The following is a 16,667-nucleotide window of genomic DNA, read 5'->3' as shown; positions in this document are numbered from 1 at the left end:
CCCTTCTTATATGTCCAAATTGTTTGCGATTTTCAACAGCTCGCCCTTACTTAATTGCCCGGCAGCCATGACAAAAATATCATCGATCATAAAGCTGATCTGGGCTATTTTGCCCGGTGTATAGTAAGCAACAGTACCATTATTTAAAGTGATGGTTTCGATATTTTCCTCATAGGGCGTTCGAATGATTTCATCCTCCCTTAGCACCCTGAACATCATTGTCAATTGCTGCTGATTCTTCGTTTCGAACAATAAATATGCCCCTTCAATCAGATTGCTCTCGCTGGAGTATGCCGACGAGTGTTGCGCTGTAATTAATTCCGCCGAATTAAGCATATACCCATCAGGCAAATAATAAATTTTAGGCAATTTAAAAGGAAGGCTGTCGCGAAGATCTGCCATTTGCGTTTTCATAGACAGGGGAAAAACTTTAGGGCATGGCCGTTCTTCCGAATTCGTAACTTCATCGAGAAAAGAATCCTGAGCGAACGATACGCTGTTGCTCTCTAGCTCGCGGCCGTTCCCAAAAATAATCTGGCTCATGCCATTTCCCCAATTTCTTAATTCATGATAAATGGGGGAGACCGCTTGGGTCACGAGAGGGGGTGTAAACAACACCGCACTAAACAGTACGAAGGATGCAATGACAGCGATAACCTCATATTGACGGAGCCATTTAAAGCGTCTTCGGCGTTTGGCTCGCTTCAGGAGCCGGCTCTGGACTTTTTTCCAGGATGGTTGCTTATAAATATCCGTATAGAGGGGAAGTTCCTTCGTTGCCTCATCAAAAGCTTCATCAAACAGAACGTTAAACTCCGCGGGATAAACGGGATCGCGGTGACTGCTTCGTTTCAATATGGTCACCCCACTCTTTAAACAGCATTTTTTTGATTCCTTCTCGGGTACGGTGCAGCCGCTGCCTGACTACATCTTCGCTAATGTGCAGCTTTTCCGCGATTTCCTTATAGCTGAGACCCAGTTTCCAGCGATATTCCATCAATAATCGGTATTCCGGCTTTAACTTATATAGATAATCAATAATAGCCTCTTCCATTAATTTGGTCTCCACCACCTGCTCGACCGAGCCGCCAGCATGGATGAAAGGATCCATTTCTATATAAACACGATCCGAATCTAAATGGTTACGGTACTTTTTGCTTTTTCTCAAAAAATTAATGGCCGTATTTCGCGTAACTACCTTAAGCCAGGATTTCATCCCAACCTCGCTATCGAAGGCAGGCTTATGATCTACGACTTTAAGAAAAGCTTCTTGAATGATGTCTTCACTAGTTTGATGATCCTTAACGATATAATAGACAGGTCCGTAGACAAGATCGTAGAAAGCATAATAGATCTCTTCCTGAACGTTCTCGGCTAAGTCGTAAAAATCAGCGACGAGCAACCACTTCAGGCGTTCCGACATGATTTTCTCCTCTCCAGTTCCCTATAACGGTATATCATATTCATCTAATAGCATTCTACATGATTTTTGAAAGAAGAGGAATCATTTCCCTTTAGATGAAAACTTAAACTAATTTTTGAACCTTTGATTCGCTTCTATTCTGAGAGGTGACGCCGTTTCAACTTTAATCTACAATGGAGTAGTTGGCTATCATACATATAAAAATAGCTGCATCAGGAGAGGAGCTTGCATTTAACATGAAACGCTTAATATGGATGGGATGCTGGGCATATTTATTAATCGGTTTGGCCCATGTCGTTGTCGGATCGATTATGCCTAACCTGCTAGAGTATTACGGTAAAGAGTATACGGCCGGCGGAAGTTTGATCTTTGCGCAATTTGCCGGATTTTTGGTGGGAGTTCTCATTTCCCCGCTGCTTATATCTAACTTTGGCAAAAGAACAGGGCTCATTATCGCAACCGGCATGCTCTGCATTGCCGAGATTTGCTACACTTTGCTGCTCCCTTGGGAGTGGATGTATGTCGTCGGAACGGTTGCCGGGTTTGGCTTCGGCATGATCGAAGCGGTCATCGGTACACTGATCATCGTAGCGGTGAAGGAAGGAACTGCAGTGGCGATGAGCAAGCTGGAGGTTTTCTTCGGAGTCGGCGCATTGGTCATGCCGCTGATTGCCGGCTGGCTCATTCGGACGGAGATGTGGCGTTTTTCCTTCCTGTTCATTGCTTTATCGGCCCTTATGATGCTGTTGGCCTGGATGAAGAGCGATTTCGGGGAATTAAATCATTTATTGAATGCAAAGGAAGCTAAACGGGAGAAAAAAGGGGCACTGCTCACGCAATATCAAGGTATCCGGGGGCTGCTGCTTGTCGTCTTCACGTTATTCTTCTTCCTTTATGTCGGCACGGAAATGAGCTTCGTGAACTTCCTGCCGTCCTTGCTCATCGAGAAGCTGGGAACTGATAAATCAACGGCAGCCTTCAGCGTGACTTTATTCTGGATGGCCATGACGGTCGGACGCGTGTTCGCTGGGGTTATCGCCGAGCGCGTTTCTTATAGCCGCTATGTGCTGTGGAGCTGCGCGGCAAGCCTGGTGCTGATCTCGCTATTTTCCATTACTGGACAGCTGTCCGTTATGTTTGCTCTGATTTTGTTATTTGGTTTGTTCATGTCTGGCCTGTTCTCCATTGCGCTTGTCTTCGCAAGCAAGCTGCTTCCAGGGGCAGAGGAATCTACGCCAAGCATTCTGATTGCTGCTGGAGGCACAGGCGGCGCGTTGCTGCCGCTGGCTATGGGTAAAAGCATGGATGTCGTCGGAGCTGATACGTCAGCCTGGATGTTGTCCGCCTTTGTTGCTTTATTATTCATACTCAGCATCTCAGCAAGCCTGATCCAAAGATTTCGCGCCAAACATATTGCCGAAGCGTGATACATTTGTCATAATCAATGGAAGAAGCAGACGAGAAGGGGGTAACGAATAGTGAGCTGGATGTATGTTGTTATTATCGTTATGGTCATCATTGCAGGTGTGGGTACGCTCATGGTCGGAACATCCAGACAGAACATAACGGGGAACCCGAATTATGATAAACGGACGAAGAAGAATATGGTGGGGCTAACGGTGATCTATGCCGTGTCTGTTATTGTTATCTCCGTATTGGTTGCGATGATTCTCGATTAGTGAATCGATGGATTCCGAGCGATATGATAAAGAGCCAAGCCGGCGTTATACTAACGTCAGCTTGGCTCTTGTCCTGTCTTTAGGTGTTCTAGATCGCCCAGTTGCCTTTAGAGAAAATTTGCTCCTGTTTGCCATCGGCCGAAATGCCGTATATGTCCATTTCTGCGGAGCCAATCATAAAGTCCACATGAACGAGACTTTGATTAATCCCCGCCGCCTGCAGCTGATCCTGTGACATGCTAGTGCCGCCTTCCAGCGTAAACGCATATCCTGCGCCGATGGCCAGGTGATTGGAGGCATTCTCATCAAACAGGGTATTGTAGAACAGGAGGCCGGACTGGGAGATCGGCGAACCATGCGGCACCAAAGCTACTTCCCCCAGAAATTTCGCGCCCTCGTCCATCTCGACAAGCTGCTTCAAGGTGGCTTCGCCTTTCTCGGCCTTGAAGTCCACAATTTTTCCGTTCTCGAAGGTCAGGGAGAACTGGTCAATAATGTTGCCGCTGTAGCTGAGGGGCTTCGTACTGGATACCGTGCCGTTAACGCCAGTCTTCAGCGGGGCCGTGAACACTTCCTCGGTAGGAAGATTTGCCAGGAAGCTAACGCCCTTATCATTATCGCTTTCCGCGGCTACCCATAGATGATCGGCCGGGAGTTCGATCGTCAAATCCGTTCCGGGTGCGATGTAATGCAGTTTATTGAATTTCTTATTATTGAGATAATCCGCCTTCTGGCTAAGATTGGAAATATGTTCCTTCCAAGCGGCAATGGGATCTGACTGATCGACCCGCACGGTGCGGAATATCGCCTCCCATAATGCAGGAACCTGCTGCTCAGCTGGAAGCTGCGGGAACACCTTGGCAGCCCAGGCCTGGGAAGGCACGGCGACGATCGACCAGGTAAAATAGTTGGCCATTTGCAGTTGGCGATACTTGGTCATCGCTTTGGAATATGTTTTTTGGTGGTTTGTCAAACGCTCCGCAGGAACTCCGTTCAGCAAATCCGGATCCGCTGAGATAACATGCAGCACGGCTGCATTATTCTCGACATATTCCAGCATTTCTCCGGCATACCATTTCGGCTCGTCCAGGAAGGATTCATCAGCAGCCATATCGTACCGCAACCGGGTGACGGTATCATCACTCCAGTTGACTTTGACGAAACGAGCTCCTTCATTATAAGCTTCCTTCACGATCAGGCGAACCAATTCGGCAGAATCCAGGGTAGCGTTGATGATTAGATTTTGGCCTTTCTGGATTTGAACGCCGATCTTAACGGCTAACTCCGCATACTTCTGCAATTTTTGTTCGAAATCAGTCATATTCTGTAGCCCTCCATGTCATTTGCAAAATTAGCTATCCTTTATTGTACTACGAATTCGAAAGTGTATCCAAGGGAGGGAGCAAACTTTTAGCGAATTCTGGGAACTCGATGACCTGATGATAAAATCTACCCGATGATGAAATCGCCTTCCGGGTAACGATACAGCTCCTTCCGCGATTTCGGTGTTAAGGCATAAGCCAGAGTTAATGGGCCGATCCGGCCGAGAAACATCACCAGACTGAGTACTACCTTGCTGATATCCGTTAGCTTCGTCGTCACGTCCAGACTAAGACCCGAAGTGGCAAACGCCGAGGTCGTCTCGAACAGAAGAGCCAGAAATGCGCGGTCTTCAAGGGCCGACAGAATCATGGCGGTTAAAATAACAAGGAATAAAGCCAGCCATGTTTGAGTGATGGCCCGTAGGATCGATACCTTGGATAATCTTTTGCGAAAGAAAACGATATCTTCCTTCCCGCGCAGCATCGCATACATGGCACCGATTAATATAGCAAATACGGTTACCTTAATTCCGCCGCCCGTTGAACCGGGAGCTGCACCGATGAACATGAGCAGGAGCAGTAGAAACTGAGTAGATTGCTGCATTTCTGCAACATTCAACGTCGATACCCCGCCAGAACGCGCGCTAACGGAGTGGAAGATCGAAGCGAAAATTTGATCCAGCAGAGACAATTCCTGAAAAGCAGGTGATTTGAATACCTCCATCACAAAGATCAACAGCGCACCGGCTACAATAAGTATTCCCGATACGGTAAGCACCACTTTAGAATGCAGAGACAGCCTGCGGGTGATCCGATATGACAGCAAATCCGACATGACGATGAAGCCGATGCCTCCAAGCACGATTAAAACGATGACCACGATATTGACAAAAGGATCGCTTACGTAAGCGGATAGTCCGCTGTAAGGCCCGTGAACTGTTCCGAACAAATCGAAGCCTGCATTATTAAAAATCGATATACTGTGAAATACTCCATAGTATATCGCTTGCTGGAGCGGCATATCGAAAGACCATCTTGCAGCAAGCAGCAGAGCGCCGATTGATTCAATGACCAGGGAGTATATTGTAACTCGCCGAATCAAGGACACAAGGCCTTCCAACGTATTTTGCTTCATCGCTTCCTGGAGCACTAGCCGATCGCGCAGGGAAATGCGCCGATTGAAGGCGAGAGCAATCATGGTTCCCATCGTCATGAAGCCCAGGCCGCCGATTTGGGCAAGTATCATTAAAGTAAGTTCGCCGAACAGGGAAAATTGCGTCGCCGGATCTACAACGACGAGCCCGGTTACGCACACCGCAGATGTTGCCATAAAAAAAGCGTTAATTAAACCGAGCTTCTCTCCGCTCGCAGAAGCGGGGCCAAGTGATAGTAAAAAGGTACCGATCGTGATAATAATGGCAAATCCGAAGGTTAATACTTTGGCAGGGGATAAAGAATCTTGCTTTTTTTTACGCTTGAGCACTTGGAATGCACCTCAATATTGGCTTCTTGAAAACGATACAAAACGTGTTACGATATGTTAAGCTGTACAAGAAAGTTAGCTGTTGTTACAGGTATACCGATTATAGAGCAAATTTATTGAAATTTATACTGTTGCCCGTAAACAAACTTAATATAGCGAAGGAGTGTCGTCAAGAATGGAGCTGCACATCATAGAGGCGAATATGCATAGACAAGAGGATGGTTCTTACATAGGCAAAACGGTATTTAAAGTCGAAGCGCATAAAGCTAATTATGAAATTACGTTTTTTAGCAAGAAGGGGAACGATTGGGATTACAGCCTGCACTATGCGGACGAACCGGGGATGGAGGAGCAATTCCTGCTCGTGGATGCCCGAATCGAGGAGGATGATGAATGGTTCGATCGGCTGCTGGATGCCGCATGGGATACTTTGGCCGCTGAATCAACCTAATGCATCGAATGGATTGGAGAGACAGGCGAAGGGGAGGAGATGGCTTGCTGCAGAAGCCTTTTTACCGTATTTGTTTAGGGATTATCATGGTCTTAACGATCATACTGTTATTGTCCAAAGTCAGCTTTATTTTTATGCCGTTTGTCACTCTAATCAATATTCTGATTGTTCCGGTGATGCTTTCCGGATTTTTGTATTACTTGCTCCGCCCGATCGTCCAATTTCTGGAGCGGAAGCGTTGGAACCGGATGCTGTCCATTTTAACGATTTATTTGTTGTTTGCCGGGGTTGTCACGATCTTTCTTATCGTCGTTTGGCCTCCGCTGCAAAGGCAGGTAACTGATTTCGTGAACAATGTACCGCTGCTGCTCCGTGAGCTGCAATCCCAGTTTAACGAAATACGGCAATCCAAGCTGTTCTCCATGTTCAGCGAGGAGAATGCTCAAATCTCGGAGAAAATTACGGGATATATCAATTCGGTCATTGAGGCTGCGACGAAATCGATTTCTCATGTCGTGACCTTCCTGAATGATTTCTTCATCGTCGTGGGTACGGTTCCTATTCTGCTGTACTACATGCTGAAGCAGGATGATCGCGTGACGCCATCCTTGACTCGCATGCTTCCGAAACGCTATCGTCGTGACGGAGAGCAAGTCATCCATGAAATTGATAACGGGCTTAAGGGTTTTATCGCCGGTCGCATGATTAGCGCCGTCCTGCTGGCTGTTATGGGCTTTATCGGATTCTGGCTCATTGGCCTGCCTTATCCGCTGCTTCTAGCGATCGTAGGCGCGCTCTTTAATTTCATCCCTTACTTTGGCCCGTTTCTGGGAGCAATCCCATGCGTTATCGTCGCGTTTACTGAATCGCCCTCCATGGTGCTTTGGGTCGTCATTATCGTTGTTGTTTCCCAGCAGATCGAGGGTAATCTGATCTCTCCATACATTTATGGGAAGACGATTAATATTCATCCGTTGACAACGATTGTTCTATTATTAATCGCCGGCGATTTTGCCGGGATTTTGGGTATGATTCTAGCTATTCCTGTTTATATGATGGCAAAAGTCATTATCGTTCGCGTTTACCAATTGTATTTGGCTAGCAGAAAAGGGGAAGACGAGGATGAGGATCCGGAGGATCCCGTGCAGCATACCGCTGCTTCTGTATCGGAAGAGGCTCATCCTTAAGCTTAATTCCCTGAAATGGTGATGAATGTCATATCTCTACCCCCGTCCATTGCGAGATGATTATCTTACAGGCTATCATTAATTCTCGGGGGATGATAAGTATGGCAGTAACCGCCAAAGGCGGGAAGTACTTCTACGCATGGAGTACAATACTTCCTGACGGATCTTTTTACCTGCCGGATCAAGCCCTGCAGGAATACAATATCAAGCTGAACTCTAAAATCATTCTAATGACCGGCCGCAATACGTCGAAGGGGTTTAGTGTCGTTTGCAAAGATTTGATACCGAATTCACCGCTTGCGGCAATCTTTGGCAGCTTGCCCGAGCTGCAGAATCACACTATTCCTGAAGGACAGACCATCACCTTCAAGGAACGCACATTCTGCTGGGCTCTGCTGAATCAGGATCGCTATATGACATTACCGCGCAAGACTTGGCAGCAATTTGGTTTGAAGCCTGGTGATAGGCTGCTTTGTCTTCGCGCGACTCATTTGGCTTTTAATATTTTGTCAGAGGGCCCTTACATTGAATTGGCCAAGCAAATGCGAGATATTCTAGTATACGAGTAAGCTTGATTTCAGTCATCGTTGAATGCGGTTCCACAGAGGGCATCTATCCTCCGCCAGGAGAGGTAGATGCCCTTTTTATTGTTCATTTTTATATGTCCATAACAGGGAGGATATTGGGTAATCCTAAAGATAAGATCAAATATAACGATATGAGGTCAGCGAAAAAATCTGTTGCAGAAAGGAGCTTGCATACTTGAAAGCCATCACGTATCAAGGAAAAAAGAATGTCAAGGTGAAGGAAGTAGCGGACGCGAAGCTGGAGAAGAAGGATGACGTGCTTGTCCGAATTACCTCAACGGCCATCTGCGGGTCTGATTTGCATATATACAACGGTGAAATTCCCGGAATGTACGATGGCTATGTAATTGGTCACGAGCCGATGGGCATTGTGGAGGAAGTGGGCCCTGAAGTAAGTAGAGTCAAGCGCGGGGATCGCGTAATCATTCCCTTCACCGTATCCTGCGGAGAATGCTTTTTCTGTAAAAATCAGATGGAAAGCCAATGCGACGAATCCAACGAAAATAGAGATACCGGCGGCTATATGGGATACTCCTCAAGGTATGGAGATTATGCCGGAGGACAGGCAGAATTGCTGCGTGTCCCTTATGGCAACTTTATGCCGTTTGTCATCCCCGAGAGCGATGAGCTAGAGGATGAGAAGGTATTGTTCCTGTCGGATATCGTTCCTACGGCGTATTGGAGCGTTATAAACGGAGGCGTGAAGCCTGGGGATTCGGTCATTATTCTGGGCTGCGGCCCAGTGGGCTTGCTGACGCAGAAATTCGCCTGGCAATTCGGCGCCAAGCGCGTCATTGCGGTGGATCATCTGGATTACCGCTTGGAGCATGCCAAACGTACCAACCATGTAGAAGTGTTTAATTTCGAGAAATACCCGAATCTGGAGGAGCATTTGAAGGAAATTACCCGCGGCGGTGCAGACGTCGTCATCGATTGCGTCGGGCTGGATGCCAAGAAATCCGTCGGGGAAATGGTCGAGACGGCACTGATGCTGCAAGGAGGGTCGCTGAGCGCATTTAACATCGCAACGAAGGTCGTCCGCAAGTTTGGCACGATCCAGGTTACCGGAGTATATGGCCTGAAATACAATTTGTTCCCGTTTGGCGATTTGTTCGAACGGAACATATCCGTCAAAATGGGCCAGGCCCCAGTTATTCATCTCATTCCTGAGCTGTACGAGCAAATCCGCAGCGGGAAGTTCGATCCAACGGACATTATTACGCACCGCCTTCCGCTGGCGGAGGGAGAGCATGGCTATCAGGTGTTTAGCAAGAAGGAAGAAGACTGCATTAAGGTGATATTGAAGCCGTAGTTTTCCGCAAATTCTGACAAGCACTACAAAGATTTAATGCCGCCTGCTTCTCACGGAACGGGCGGTTATTTTTGCTGAAAGCAGCAGAGGTTCCGTTGTATAATAGAAAAGTAAATTTTTGAAATTGGCTTCAATCATAACTAGTTTACATAACAATAATAATGTTATTAAGGGAGGGTGCGCATGAACGCACACGAAATCGATTATGAGATTATTGGCAGCGAAATGCAATGCGTCGAAATTCAGCTGGATCAGGGTGAAAGCGTAGTTGCCGAAGCAGGCAGCTTCATGATGATGGAGCAGGATATTCGGATGGAGACGATATTTGGAGACGGAAGTCAGGGAGGGGGAGGGATCATGGGCAAGCTGATGGGAGCCGGTAAACGTCTCCTCACGGGTGAAGGCTTGTTCATGACCGTATTTACGAATACAGGGTACAACAGACAAGGCGTGACGTTTGCTTCCCCTTATCCGGGCAAAATCGTTCCGCTTGACCTGCAAATGCTGGGCGGCAGGATCATCTGCCAGAAGGACTCATTCCTGTGCGCCGCCAAGGGCGTATCGGTAGGGATTGAGTTCCAGCGTCGGCTCGGCACGGGCTTTTTCGGCGGCGAAGGCTTCATTATGCAAAAAATAGAGGGAGACGGACTTGCCTTTGTTCACTCCGGCGGACTCGTTCTGGAGAAGAACCTTGCCCCTGGCGAAGTGCTGCGCCTCGATACGGGCTGCTTGGTAGCCATGACAGCCGGCATTGATTATAATATTGAATTCGTCAAAGGGATCAAATCCGCGCTATTTGGCGGCGAGGGCTTGTTCTTTGCTACGCTTCGCGGCCCGGGGAAGGTATGGGTGCAGTCCTTGCCATTCAGCCGAATGGCGGATCGGGTGCTCTCGGCGGCGCGGTATTCGGGTCGGAAGGACGAAGGCAGCGTGCTGGGCGGGCTCGGTAATTTATTTGATGGAAAATAAATGATGGTACGGCAGCGCCTCTTGACAAGCCGGCTCTTCTGTAACTACACTTGTTACATTATAGGCGGGAAGAGGGATATCCATGACGATCAGCTCACGGTTCGCGGTTGCGATTCACATATTGACCGTATTGGAAATGAACCGGGAGGGTGTCAATACATCCGACTACATTTCTGACAGCGTGAATACCAATCCGGTCGTAATTCGGCGTATTACAGGAATGCTCAGCAGAGCAGGTCTTGTTGAGGTCAGGCCCGGCGTCGCCGGCTCCAAGCTGGCAAGGTCTGCCGCCGATATTACGCTGCTCGACATTTATCGCGCTGTGCATGCCGTAGACGAGAACGGACTCTTTGCGTTCCATGACAAAACGAATGAGAATTGTCCAGTGGGACGTAACATCCAATCGACCATCGAACCTATTTTTTCGGAAGCGCAGAAGGCGATGGAAAATACGCTTGCCAAGGTGACGATGCAGGATATCGTTCGCGATTTGGCGAGCAAGCCATAATTTAAAAAAGTCGATTTCCTCCAAAGAGAGGGAAATCGACTTTTTTAGTTGCTGGGCCAAGCAATGGTTCAAGAATCTTGCTTGACTATTTTTGCGACGTTATTCAGCTTATTGCGTACAGGATGCTTGGTCAGCTTTTTGGCTACGATTTTTGCCTCAAAGGCGATGGTATCCCCAATTTCCAGCTCCACTTTCTTCATGGTCGCGCTGTGGCTGGACCAAGCATCGCCTATTTCTATTTCAGGCTCCAGGACGACCACATCCTCATAAATGACGACCTCATCATCGTTATCGGAGAAATGGTTCGGGATCGTAGTGAACTCTTTGATGGTGCCGACCATTTTCACTTTGCCCTCAGGCAGCTCAAGCTTGGTCTTTTTTGTTTTTTTACCGCTGGTTTTCGCAGTCTCCTCGGCTGCCGTCGGCGTTTTGTCTTTCGCTTCATCAGCTTGGATCTGCGCAGCATCCTTCACAGCCTCTGTCACAGCCTCCTTCGCTGGAGCCGCTTTGGACACGGCCTTCGCTTCAATGTCCGCTGCTGTTTCAGCTATAGGTTCATTGGCTTCTGCAGCCGCCTCTGCCGTATCCCCGGCCTTTATTCCATAATTCGCGGCCTGCATTTCCTTCAGGTAAGAAGGGTGGATGCAATGCTTCTGATTATTGTCCAACTGAATGACGGCCGTAATATGATCGACATAGCCGATAATGCTGCAAGCTTCATTTAATCCATGGCCTTTATAGTAGAAGGCTTTCATTTTGGACGCTTTGTCCGTTAACAGCCCCCATTCCTTGCACTTGTCCATCAGCTCCGCTTCATCCGCGAAGGCAGTATACTTGTCTGGTTCGATCATAAACGAATGCACCATGTTTTCTCCGCCTTTATTGTTTATTCCCTCATATTTTATCATGTTTTGCGCGGAATAGCGGCATTCTTAATAAAGGAATCTCCAGAGGTAGAACGTCGCGTAAGCTTCCCAGTTCTTCCAGGCTGCAGACAGCCGGCGGATCTCCTCCTTCGTTGGCTTGCGGTCATGGCCCATCAACTGCTTGATTGCATTATGCAGCCCGACATCATCAATCGGAAAAGCCGACGGCATGCGCAGACAGCGCATTAACACGTAATTAGCCGTCCAAGGCCCGATGCCGCGTATAGAGACAAGCATTTTCTCCGCCTCCTTCGCACTCCCGGCGGCCAGCAGCATTTCTTTCGTTAATTTGCCTTCGGCGATCAGTTGAGCGGCCCCAATGAGGTATTCACACTTTTTCACGGTCATTCGCAGCTCGCTTAAATCATCGACCGATAATGCCGCAATGTCAGCTGCGTTAGGGAAAATCCAATAATGCTCGCCATCACATGTCACATGTTTGCCAAAGCGCTCAACGAGTCGTCTTTTCAAGGTGTAAGCATATTTGAGATTGATTTGCTGACCCAGGATTCCCCAGCTTACCGCCTCGAATAAATCCGGGATGCCGATATTGCGAAGGCCATGAAACGAGGAGATTGCTTGCTTCAGCAATTCATCCGTACGGGCCAGCTCATAGAAAGGCAGAAGATCTCGATCCATGTCAAACCATTCCCTGACATAATTCGCCGCTTCTTCGCGAGCCCAATTACTGGATGGAGCCGTATCTCCTTGAAAAGTAACCTTTAAGCTGTTATCTTTATGTTCGCTAATCTCAATTACCGATGTAAACTGCCCGACAGGGATCGCCCTGTAAATCCTCTCGTTCCTGATCTGAAACAAACATTCATCAGGCGACCTCGATAAATATCTTAAATTTTGCGCAAAGCTAAATGGCTCAGGCGCGGGGATGATCATGTGCATCTCCGATGCAATATCCATGCCGATTCCTCCATTTTGGCAGATTAGAGCTCCATTCTAGTTGTATCATGAATGTAAATTTTTTAGTTTCGAAATCTTGCTATTACATGGGGTAGAGCGTACAAAACGACGGAGCTAGAGTTATACTTGTTATGGAGGCGAAACAAGTAATGATCAGACAAGGACAGCTGTTAACCGAGGAAAAATGGCAAGCTATCGTTCGGAATGATGCGTCTTACGATGATAAATTTATTTACGCGGTGGAATCAACCGGGATTTTCTGCAGACCATCTTGTAAATCCCGTGCTCCGAAGCGGGAGCATGTACGAATTTTCGACAGCGCGGAGCAGGCTCGAGCAGCAAGGTTTCGTCCGTGCAAAAGATGCAAGCCAGCGAGCGGATCGATGCCGGAAGTTGAGTGGGTAGAGCAGATTGCCGGCTATATTGACAACCATTACAGCGAGAAGCTCATGCTTGAAACCTTGGCTGATATGTGCCACGGCAGTCCGTATCATTTACATCGCACGTTTAAGCGCGTTAAAGGGATGACGCCAGCCTTATATATCCAGCAGAAGAGAATCGATAAAGCCTCGGAATATTTGCAGAGTACCGACAAAGCGGTTTCCGAAATTGCTCTATGTGTTGGTATGGGCAGTACATCCTATTTTATCACACTATTCAAAAAAATAACGGGGCAAACACCTGCAGAATACCGTGCCAAGCATAATTCTGCTGTGCCGCCCGGAGGTGCTTTATCATGAGAAGGACAACAACTGAATCTACGCTGTATTGGACATGGCTGCGTACGGATAACTGGAATATGTATGTGGCAGCGACGGCAAAGGGGCTGTGCTATGTAGGCTCTCACAATAAACCGTTTGAAGAACTATCGATTTGGGCCGACAAGAGATATCCGAACTGTGAGTTGATTGAGGACGGGGAGAGATTGCAGCCCTATGCGAGGGAATTGGCTCAGTACTTGCAGGGAGAGCTCCAAAGCTTCACCGTGCCATTTGACGTTCAGGGCACCGCGTTTCAACAGGCCGTTTGGAATGCGCTTTGCGAGATTCCCTATGGACAATCGAAATCTTATTCGGACATCGCCTATGACATTCATAAACCGGCCGCAGTCCGTGCGGTCGGAGCAGCTATCGGAGCCAACCCATTATTGATTGTCATACCCTGTCACCGTGTCAGCGGTAAGAACGGTGCGTTAACCGGGTACCGGGGCGGGCTGGAAATGAAAGCACGGTTGATCAGGCTGGAGCAAGCTGGCGATCCATCGATAGGGAGTAATATCCTTGGCCGGGGCTGGGGTCAATCGCTAAATGTTTACTCTCAATAATTATACCATAAAGGGGATTGAGGGGAATGGCGATGGCGTGGGGACAAGGGGAACTCTTTCCAACAGCAACTGAGCGGGAGACCCAGCGTGCAAAATTCCTGCTCGGTAAATATACGGAGATGATCGCACTTATTAAGGATTTTCAAGAGCACGAACAGGAATTAAAACAGGTGGCCATAGATGGAGAAGTGGCACGCAGGATCGACCAGGAAGATATGCATGCCGATAAAGACTGCAAGTGCCACGATCTTGATAGAGAAGCAGCGATGGGTTTATCAGAAATATCTGTTTTATACCGAAAAACTATTCAGAGCATGGAGGCTTATTCAAGACCCTGATGAAAAGCAGGCAGTTGAATATCGTTATATTCAAGGGTACTCGTATAAGGAGACACTGCTGTTCTTTCGCCATAGCATGAGTGACAGTACTATTCGACGGAAGATCAATGATGGCATTGAGAGTATAGCTAATAGTTTGAAAGTTGATGGGGTTTTTCGAGTGGGATGATATGAAATTCTAATTTTAGAGAGCAAATTTAAACTATGAAGTATGAAAGAGGGAAGAAAGCATTATTCATGCCCTATTTGAATGAATCAATAAAGAAAAGCTGCGGTAAAAAAAGCGCTGTAATTACTGTTCTAAAAGCTCAGAAATAAGTTGCAGAAAAATCAGTGGATAGGATTAATGATGCTTTACCAAGAAAATTTTACAACAAGTTTATGAAGAATCTTGATGAGAAAATTTGCAAAAATTACTGCGGTATTAATTGAATTACGTGCAGAGAGGATCGAATTTAGGTCTCATTTAAGTACACTTGTACTTGTGAACCCTATTTTAGAGAAGTTTCTGAAAAAGTACCTTAACTGGTATTTTTTCTTTTGCAATCAAATCCTAAATGTTTGTAAATTCGGATAGGCAATTTAACCTAGTTTCTACCATGATATATAACGATTTTGTAAAAAAATGAGACAAAAGCATTGCAATATCATTCGCTAGCTGATACTATATAAATGTATAATTAATCCTAATTTGGAATGATAAATTATATAAAGGAAATAATATAATTAGAGGATGGTTTTGGGAAGTGAAAAAAGTTTGTAGTGTTCTAATGTCTTTTGTGTTAATGTTGGTACTTATTCCAAATGTAAGTGCTGATTCCGCTCCAAATTTACAATTCAAAACACCAGAAGCATTAATAAGTTATTTAGAATCTACCACAAACTCTCTCACAAGCGTAACTACTATTGATGAATACAAAAATGCACCGAGGGAAAAGCAAGAGAAGATACTAGAATATTTAAATGATCCTGAGTTTGTAAAAGTAATGTTCACAGCAATTACAACAACGACTGCAGAAGATAATAGTGAACAAACTTTCTTTAATGGTGATTTAGTTATAAGTACAAAGGCAGTTGACAACTCAACCTCTTCATCCTTAATCGACAGAGGGATTTCTACGATGGCAGTGGGAGATACGACAATAATTGGTAAAGGCGTCGATGCTACTGCTACAGTTCTAGGTATTGACTGGGTTAAATTAAGGACTTCTCTAGAAGTGGAAATTAAAGTTGTTGCAAAAGACACCAGTGTAGTTTCTAGAATTTTGAGACATTCTGCTGATGTTATTCATAACTATGTGCCTCTTGCGCAGATTAGTGCGAATCCTAACACTCCATACATCACTAGTGATGGACATTATGCATATTTTACCTGTATGTGGGAATTTAAAGAAGCGATTTATGGGATGGTTCTTGCCTCAAAAGAATCATGGATCTGGATTAATAAGGCGCAACAATTTGACGGGGGTATAATTAATCTTTAATAATTACAGAAAGGCTGTTATATGAAGCGAACCTTAGTTGTGTTAGGTATAATACTGGGAGTACTAATTATATTGATACTATTTGCTGTGTTTATTCTAAATATTGATTTTAAAAGTGAGATTATAGACTTGCCTAATAAAATGTCTAAATAACGTTTTCTTCATAGGTGTATAAAAACGAAACTCAGTAAGACTAGTAAAATTGATACTACATATATTACGAATTCTGATCCTAAAATGAACACAACTTGAACGTAACTTGACCATAAGTTGAACACCATCTGACGAATTTTCCATGGTAGTATGTAAGCATAGAAAAAGGCGGGAATGACACGCACGGCTGCATGAATGCGGCGATGAACCGGGGCGTACCTCTTCCTGCCTTTTCTATTATCAAAATAGTCTGCAATTAACAGGAATCCAGAGCAAAGGGATTAATAGTTCGGGGAAATCCATAAATTCAGTTTTGACTTCATTTTCCGCAGCTCGTTAAAATGGTCTTGTCATACGTATCTAGTTACTAAGTACGTTATCTTTATAGCAAAGAGCGCAGCGTTTTTGCGGCGGCCGTGTGCGGGCGCAATGATCTGACGTATCTCTTTGCAGAAAAATTCAATACATAACCCGAAGTTGTTCCGTCCTGGAGCGGCTTTTTTATTTTGTCGAAACGGAGCGTGATTGTATGAAATTCCTTCAATGGCTTGTTAAGGTGACATTGGGTAGATCGGAGCAGCCGAGAAACAGAGGTGAGCGGAG

The 16,667-nt window shown here is 46.2% G+C and carries 18 protein-coding genes; 12 read left to right on the top strand and 6 right to left on the bottom strand.

The window, feature by feature from the left end:
• Window positions 1-6: 6 nt before the first annotated feature.
• Window positions 7-855: a DUF4367 domain-containing protein gene (locus ACE3MQ_RS02175; protein WP_379390130.1), complete on the bottom strand. Its 849-nt coding sequence runs from the start codon at window positions 853-855 to the stop codon at window positions 7-9.
• Window positions 809-1,423: an RNA polymerase sigma factor gene (locus ACE3MQ_RS02170; RefSeq protein WP_379390128.1), complete on the bottom strand. Its 615-nt coding sequence runs from the start codon at window positions 1,421-1,423 to the stop codon at window positions 809-811. The genes ACE3MQ_RS02175 and ACE3MQ_RS02170 overlap by 47 nt, the downstream gene beginning before the upstream one ends.
• A 236-nt stretch (window positions 1,424-1,659) precedes the next feature.
• Between ACE3MQ_RS02170 and ACE3MQ_RS02165 the strand changes: the two genes are divergently transcribed.
• Together ACE3MQ_RS02165 and ACE3MQ_RS02160 are read left to right on the top strand one after the other, a co-directional pair.
• Window positions 1,660-2,850, top strand: a complete 1,191-nt coding sequence (locus ACE3MQ_RS02165) for an MFS transporter (protein ID WP_379390126.1) — start codon at window positions 1,660-1,662, stop codon at window positions 2,848-2,850.
• A 60-nt stretch (window positions 2,851-2,910) separates the two neighbouring features.
• Entirely contained in the window at window positions 2,911-3,102 is a 192-nt protein-coding gene (locus ACE3MQ_RS02160; RefSeq protein WP_379390707.1) for a hypothetical protein, read from the top strand.
• 88 nt (window positions 3,103-3,190) lie between these two features.
• On the opposite strand, the gene ACE3MQ_RS02155 is transcribed toward ACE3MQ_RS02160, so the two are convergent.
• Together ACE3MQ_RS02155 and ACE3MQ_RS02150 are read right to left on the bottom strand one after the other, a co-directional pair.
• Window positions 3,191-4,423, bottom strand: a complete 1,233-nt coding sequence (locus ACE3MQ_RS02155; protein ID WP_379390124.1) for an aminopeptidase — start codon at window positions 4,421-4,423, stop codon at window positions 3,191-3,193.
• Window positions 4,424-4,551: 128 nt separating this feature from the next.
• Window positions 4,552-5,907 (bottom strand): TrkH family potassium uptake protein, encoded by a 1,356-nt coding sequence (locus ACE3MQ_RS02150; protein WP_379390122.1) that lies wholly within the window; start codon window positions 5,905-5,907, stop codon window positions 4,552-4,554.
• A gap of 175 nt (window positions 5,908-6,082) precedes the next feature.
• Between ACE3MQ_RS02150 and ACE3MQ_RS02145 the strand changes: the two genes are divergently transcribed.
• From ACE3MQ_RS02145 to ACE3MQ_RS02120, 6 genes are all read left to right on the top strand, one after another.
• Complete coding sequence (locus tag ACE3MQ_RS02145; RefSeq protein ID WP_379390120.1) at window positions 6,083-6,358, top strand: hypothetical protein; 276 nt, start codon at window positions 6,083-6,085, stop codon at window positions 6,356-6,358.
• A 44-nt stretch (window positions 6,359-6,402) separates the two neighbouring features.
• The gene (locus tag ACE3MQ_RS02140) at window positions 6,403-7,545 is read left to right on the top strand and encodes an AI-2E family transporter (protein ID WP_379390118.1); all 1,143 of its coding nucleotides are present in this window, start codon (window positions 6,403-6,405) and stop codon (window positions 7,543-7,545) included.
• Window positions 7,546-7,646: 101 nt separating this feature from the next.
• On the top strand, window positions 7,647-8,114 hold the full coding sequence (locus ACE3MQ_RS02135) for a hypothetical protein (protein WP_379390116.1): 468 nt from the start codon (window positions 7,647-7,649) through the stop codon (window positions 8,112-8,114).
• A 193-nt stretch (window positions 8,115-8,307) separates the two neighbouring features.
• Entirely contained in the window at window positions 8,308-9,444 is a 1,137-nt protein-coding gene (locus ACE3MQ_RS02130; RefSeq protein ID WP_379390114.1) for a zinc-dependent alcohol dehydrogenase, read from the top strand.
• A gap of 183 nt (window positions 9,445-9,627) precedes the next feature.
• Entirely contained in the window at window positions 9,628-10,413 is a 786-nt protein-coding gene (locus ACE3MQ_RS02125; protein WP_379390112.1) for a TIGR00266 family protein, read from the top strand.
• An 82-nt stretch (window positions 10,414-10,495) separates the two neighbouring features.
• Entirely contained in the window at window positions 10,496-10,921 is a 426-nt protein-coding gene (locus ACE3MQ_RS02120; RefSeq protein ID WP_379390110.1) for an Rrf2 family transcriptional regulator, read from the top strand.
• A gap of 68 nt (window positions 10,922-10,989) precedes the next feature.
• On the opposite strand, the gene ACE3MQ_RS02115 is transcribed toward ACE3MQ_RS02120, so the two are convergent.
• Together ACE3MQ_RS02115 and ACE3MQ_RS02110 are read right to left on the bottom strand one after the other, a co-directional pair.
• Window positions 10,990-11,787, bottom strand: coding sequence for a hypothetical protein (locus tag ACE3MQ_RS02115; protein ID WP_379390108.1), 798 nt, complete (start codon window positions 11,785-11,787; stop codon window positions 10,990-10,992).
• 66 nt (window positions 11,788-11,853) lie between these two features.
• A complete protein-coding gene (locus tag ACE3MQ_RS02110; RefSeq protein ID WP_379390106.1) occupies window positions 11,854-12,765 on the bottom strand; it encodes a DNA-3-methyladenine glycosylase 2 in 912 nt (303 codons plus the stop codon).
• A gap of 149 nt (window positions 12,766-12,914) precedes the next feature.
• Between ACE3MQ_RS02110 and ACE3MQ_RS02105 the strand changes: the two genes are divergently transcribed.
• From ACE3MQ_RS02105 to ACE3MQ_RS02090, 4 genes are all read left to right on the top strand, one after another.
• On the top strand, window positions 12,915-13,505 hold the full coding sequence (locus tag ACE3MQ_RS02105; protein ID WP_379390104.1) for a bifunctional transcriptional activator/DNA repair enzyme AdaA: 591 nt from the start codon (window positions 12,915-12,917) through the stop codon (window positions 13,503-13,505).
• On the top strand, window positions 13,502-14,089 hold the full coding sequence (locus ACE3MQ_RS02100) for a methylated-DNA--[protein]-cysteine S-methyltransferase (RefSeq protein ID WP_379390102.1): 588 nt from the start codon (window positions 13,502-13,504) through the stop codon (window positions 14,087-14,089). Before ACE3MQ_RS02105 ends, ACE3MQ_RS02100 begins: the two co-directional genes overlap by 4 nt.
• Window positions 14,090-14,115: 26 nt before the next feature.
• The gene (locus tag ACE3MQ_RS02095) at window positions 14,116-14,427 is read left to right on the top strand and encodes a hypothetical protein (protein ID WP_379390100.1); all 312 of its coding nucleotides are present in this window, start codon (window positions 14,116-14,118) and stop codon (window positions 14,425-14,427) included.
• A gap of 746 nt (window positions 14,428-15,173) precedes the next feature.
• A complete protein-coding gene (locus ACE3MQ_RS02090; RefSeq protein ID WP_379390098.1) occupies window positions 15,174-15,911 on the top strand; it encodes a hypothetical protein in 738 nt (245 codons plus the stop codon).
• Window positions 15,912-16,667: the final 756 nt, after the last annotated feature.

This window comes from Paenibacillus lentus, from assembly GCF_042714055.1.
GTDB lineage: Bacteria > Bacillota > Bacilli > Paenibacillales > Paenibacillaceae > Fontibacillus > Fontibacillus lentus_A.
Note: the sequence above shows the minus strand (reverse complement) of the source record. Positions and strands in the feature narration are given on the sequence as shown.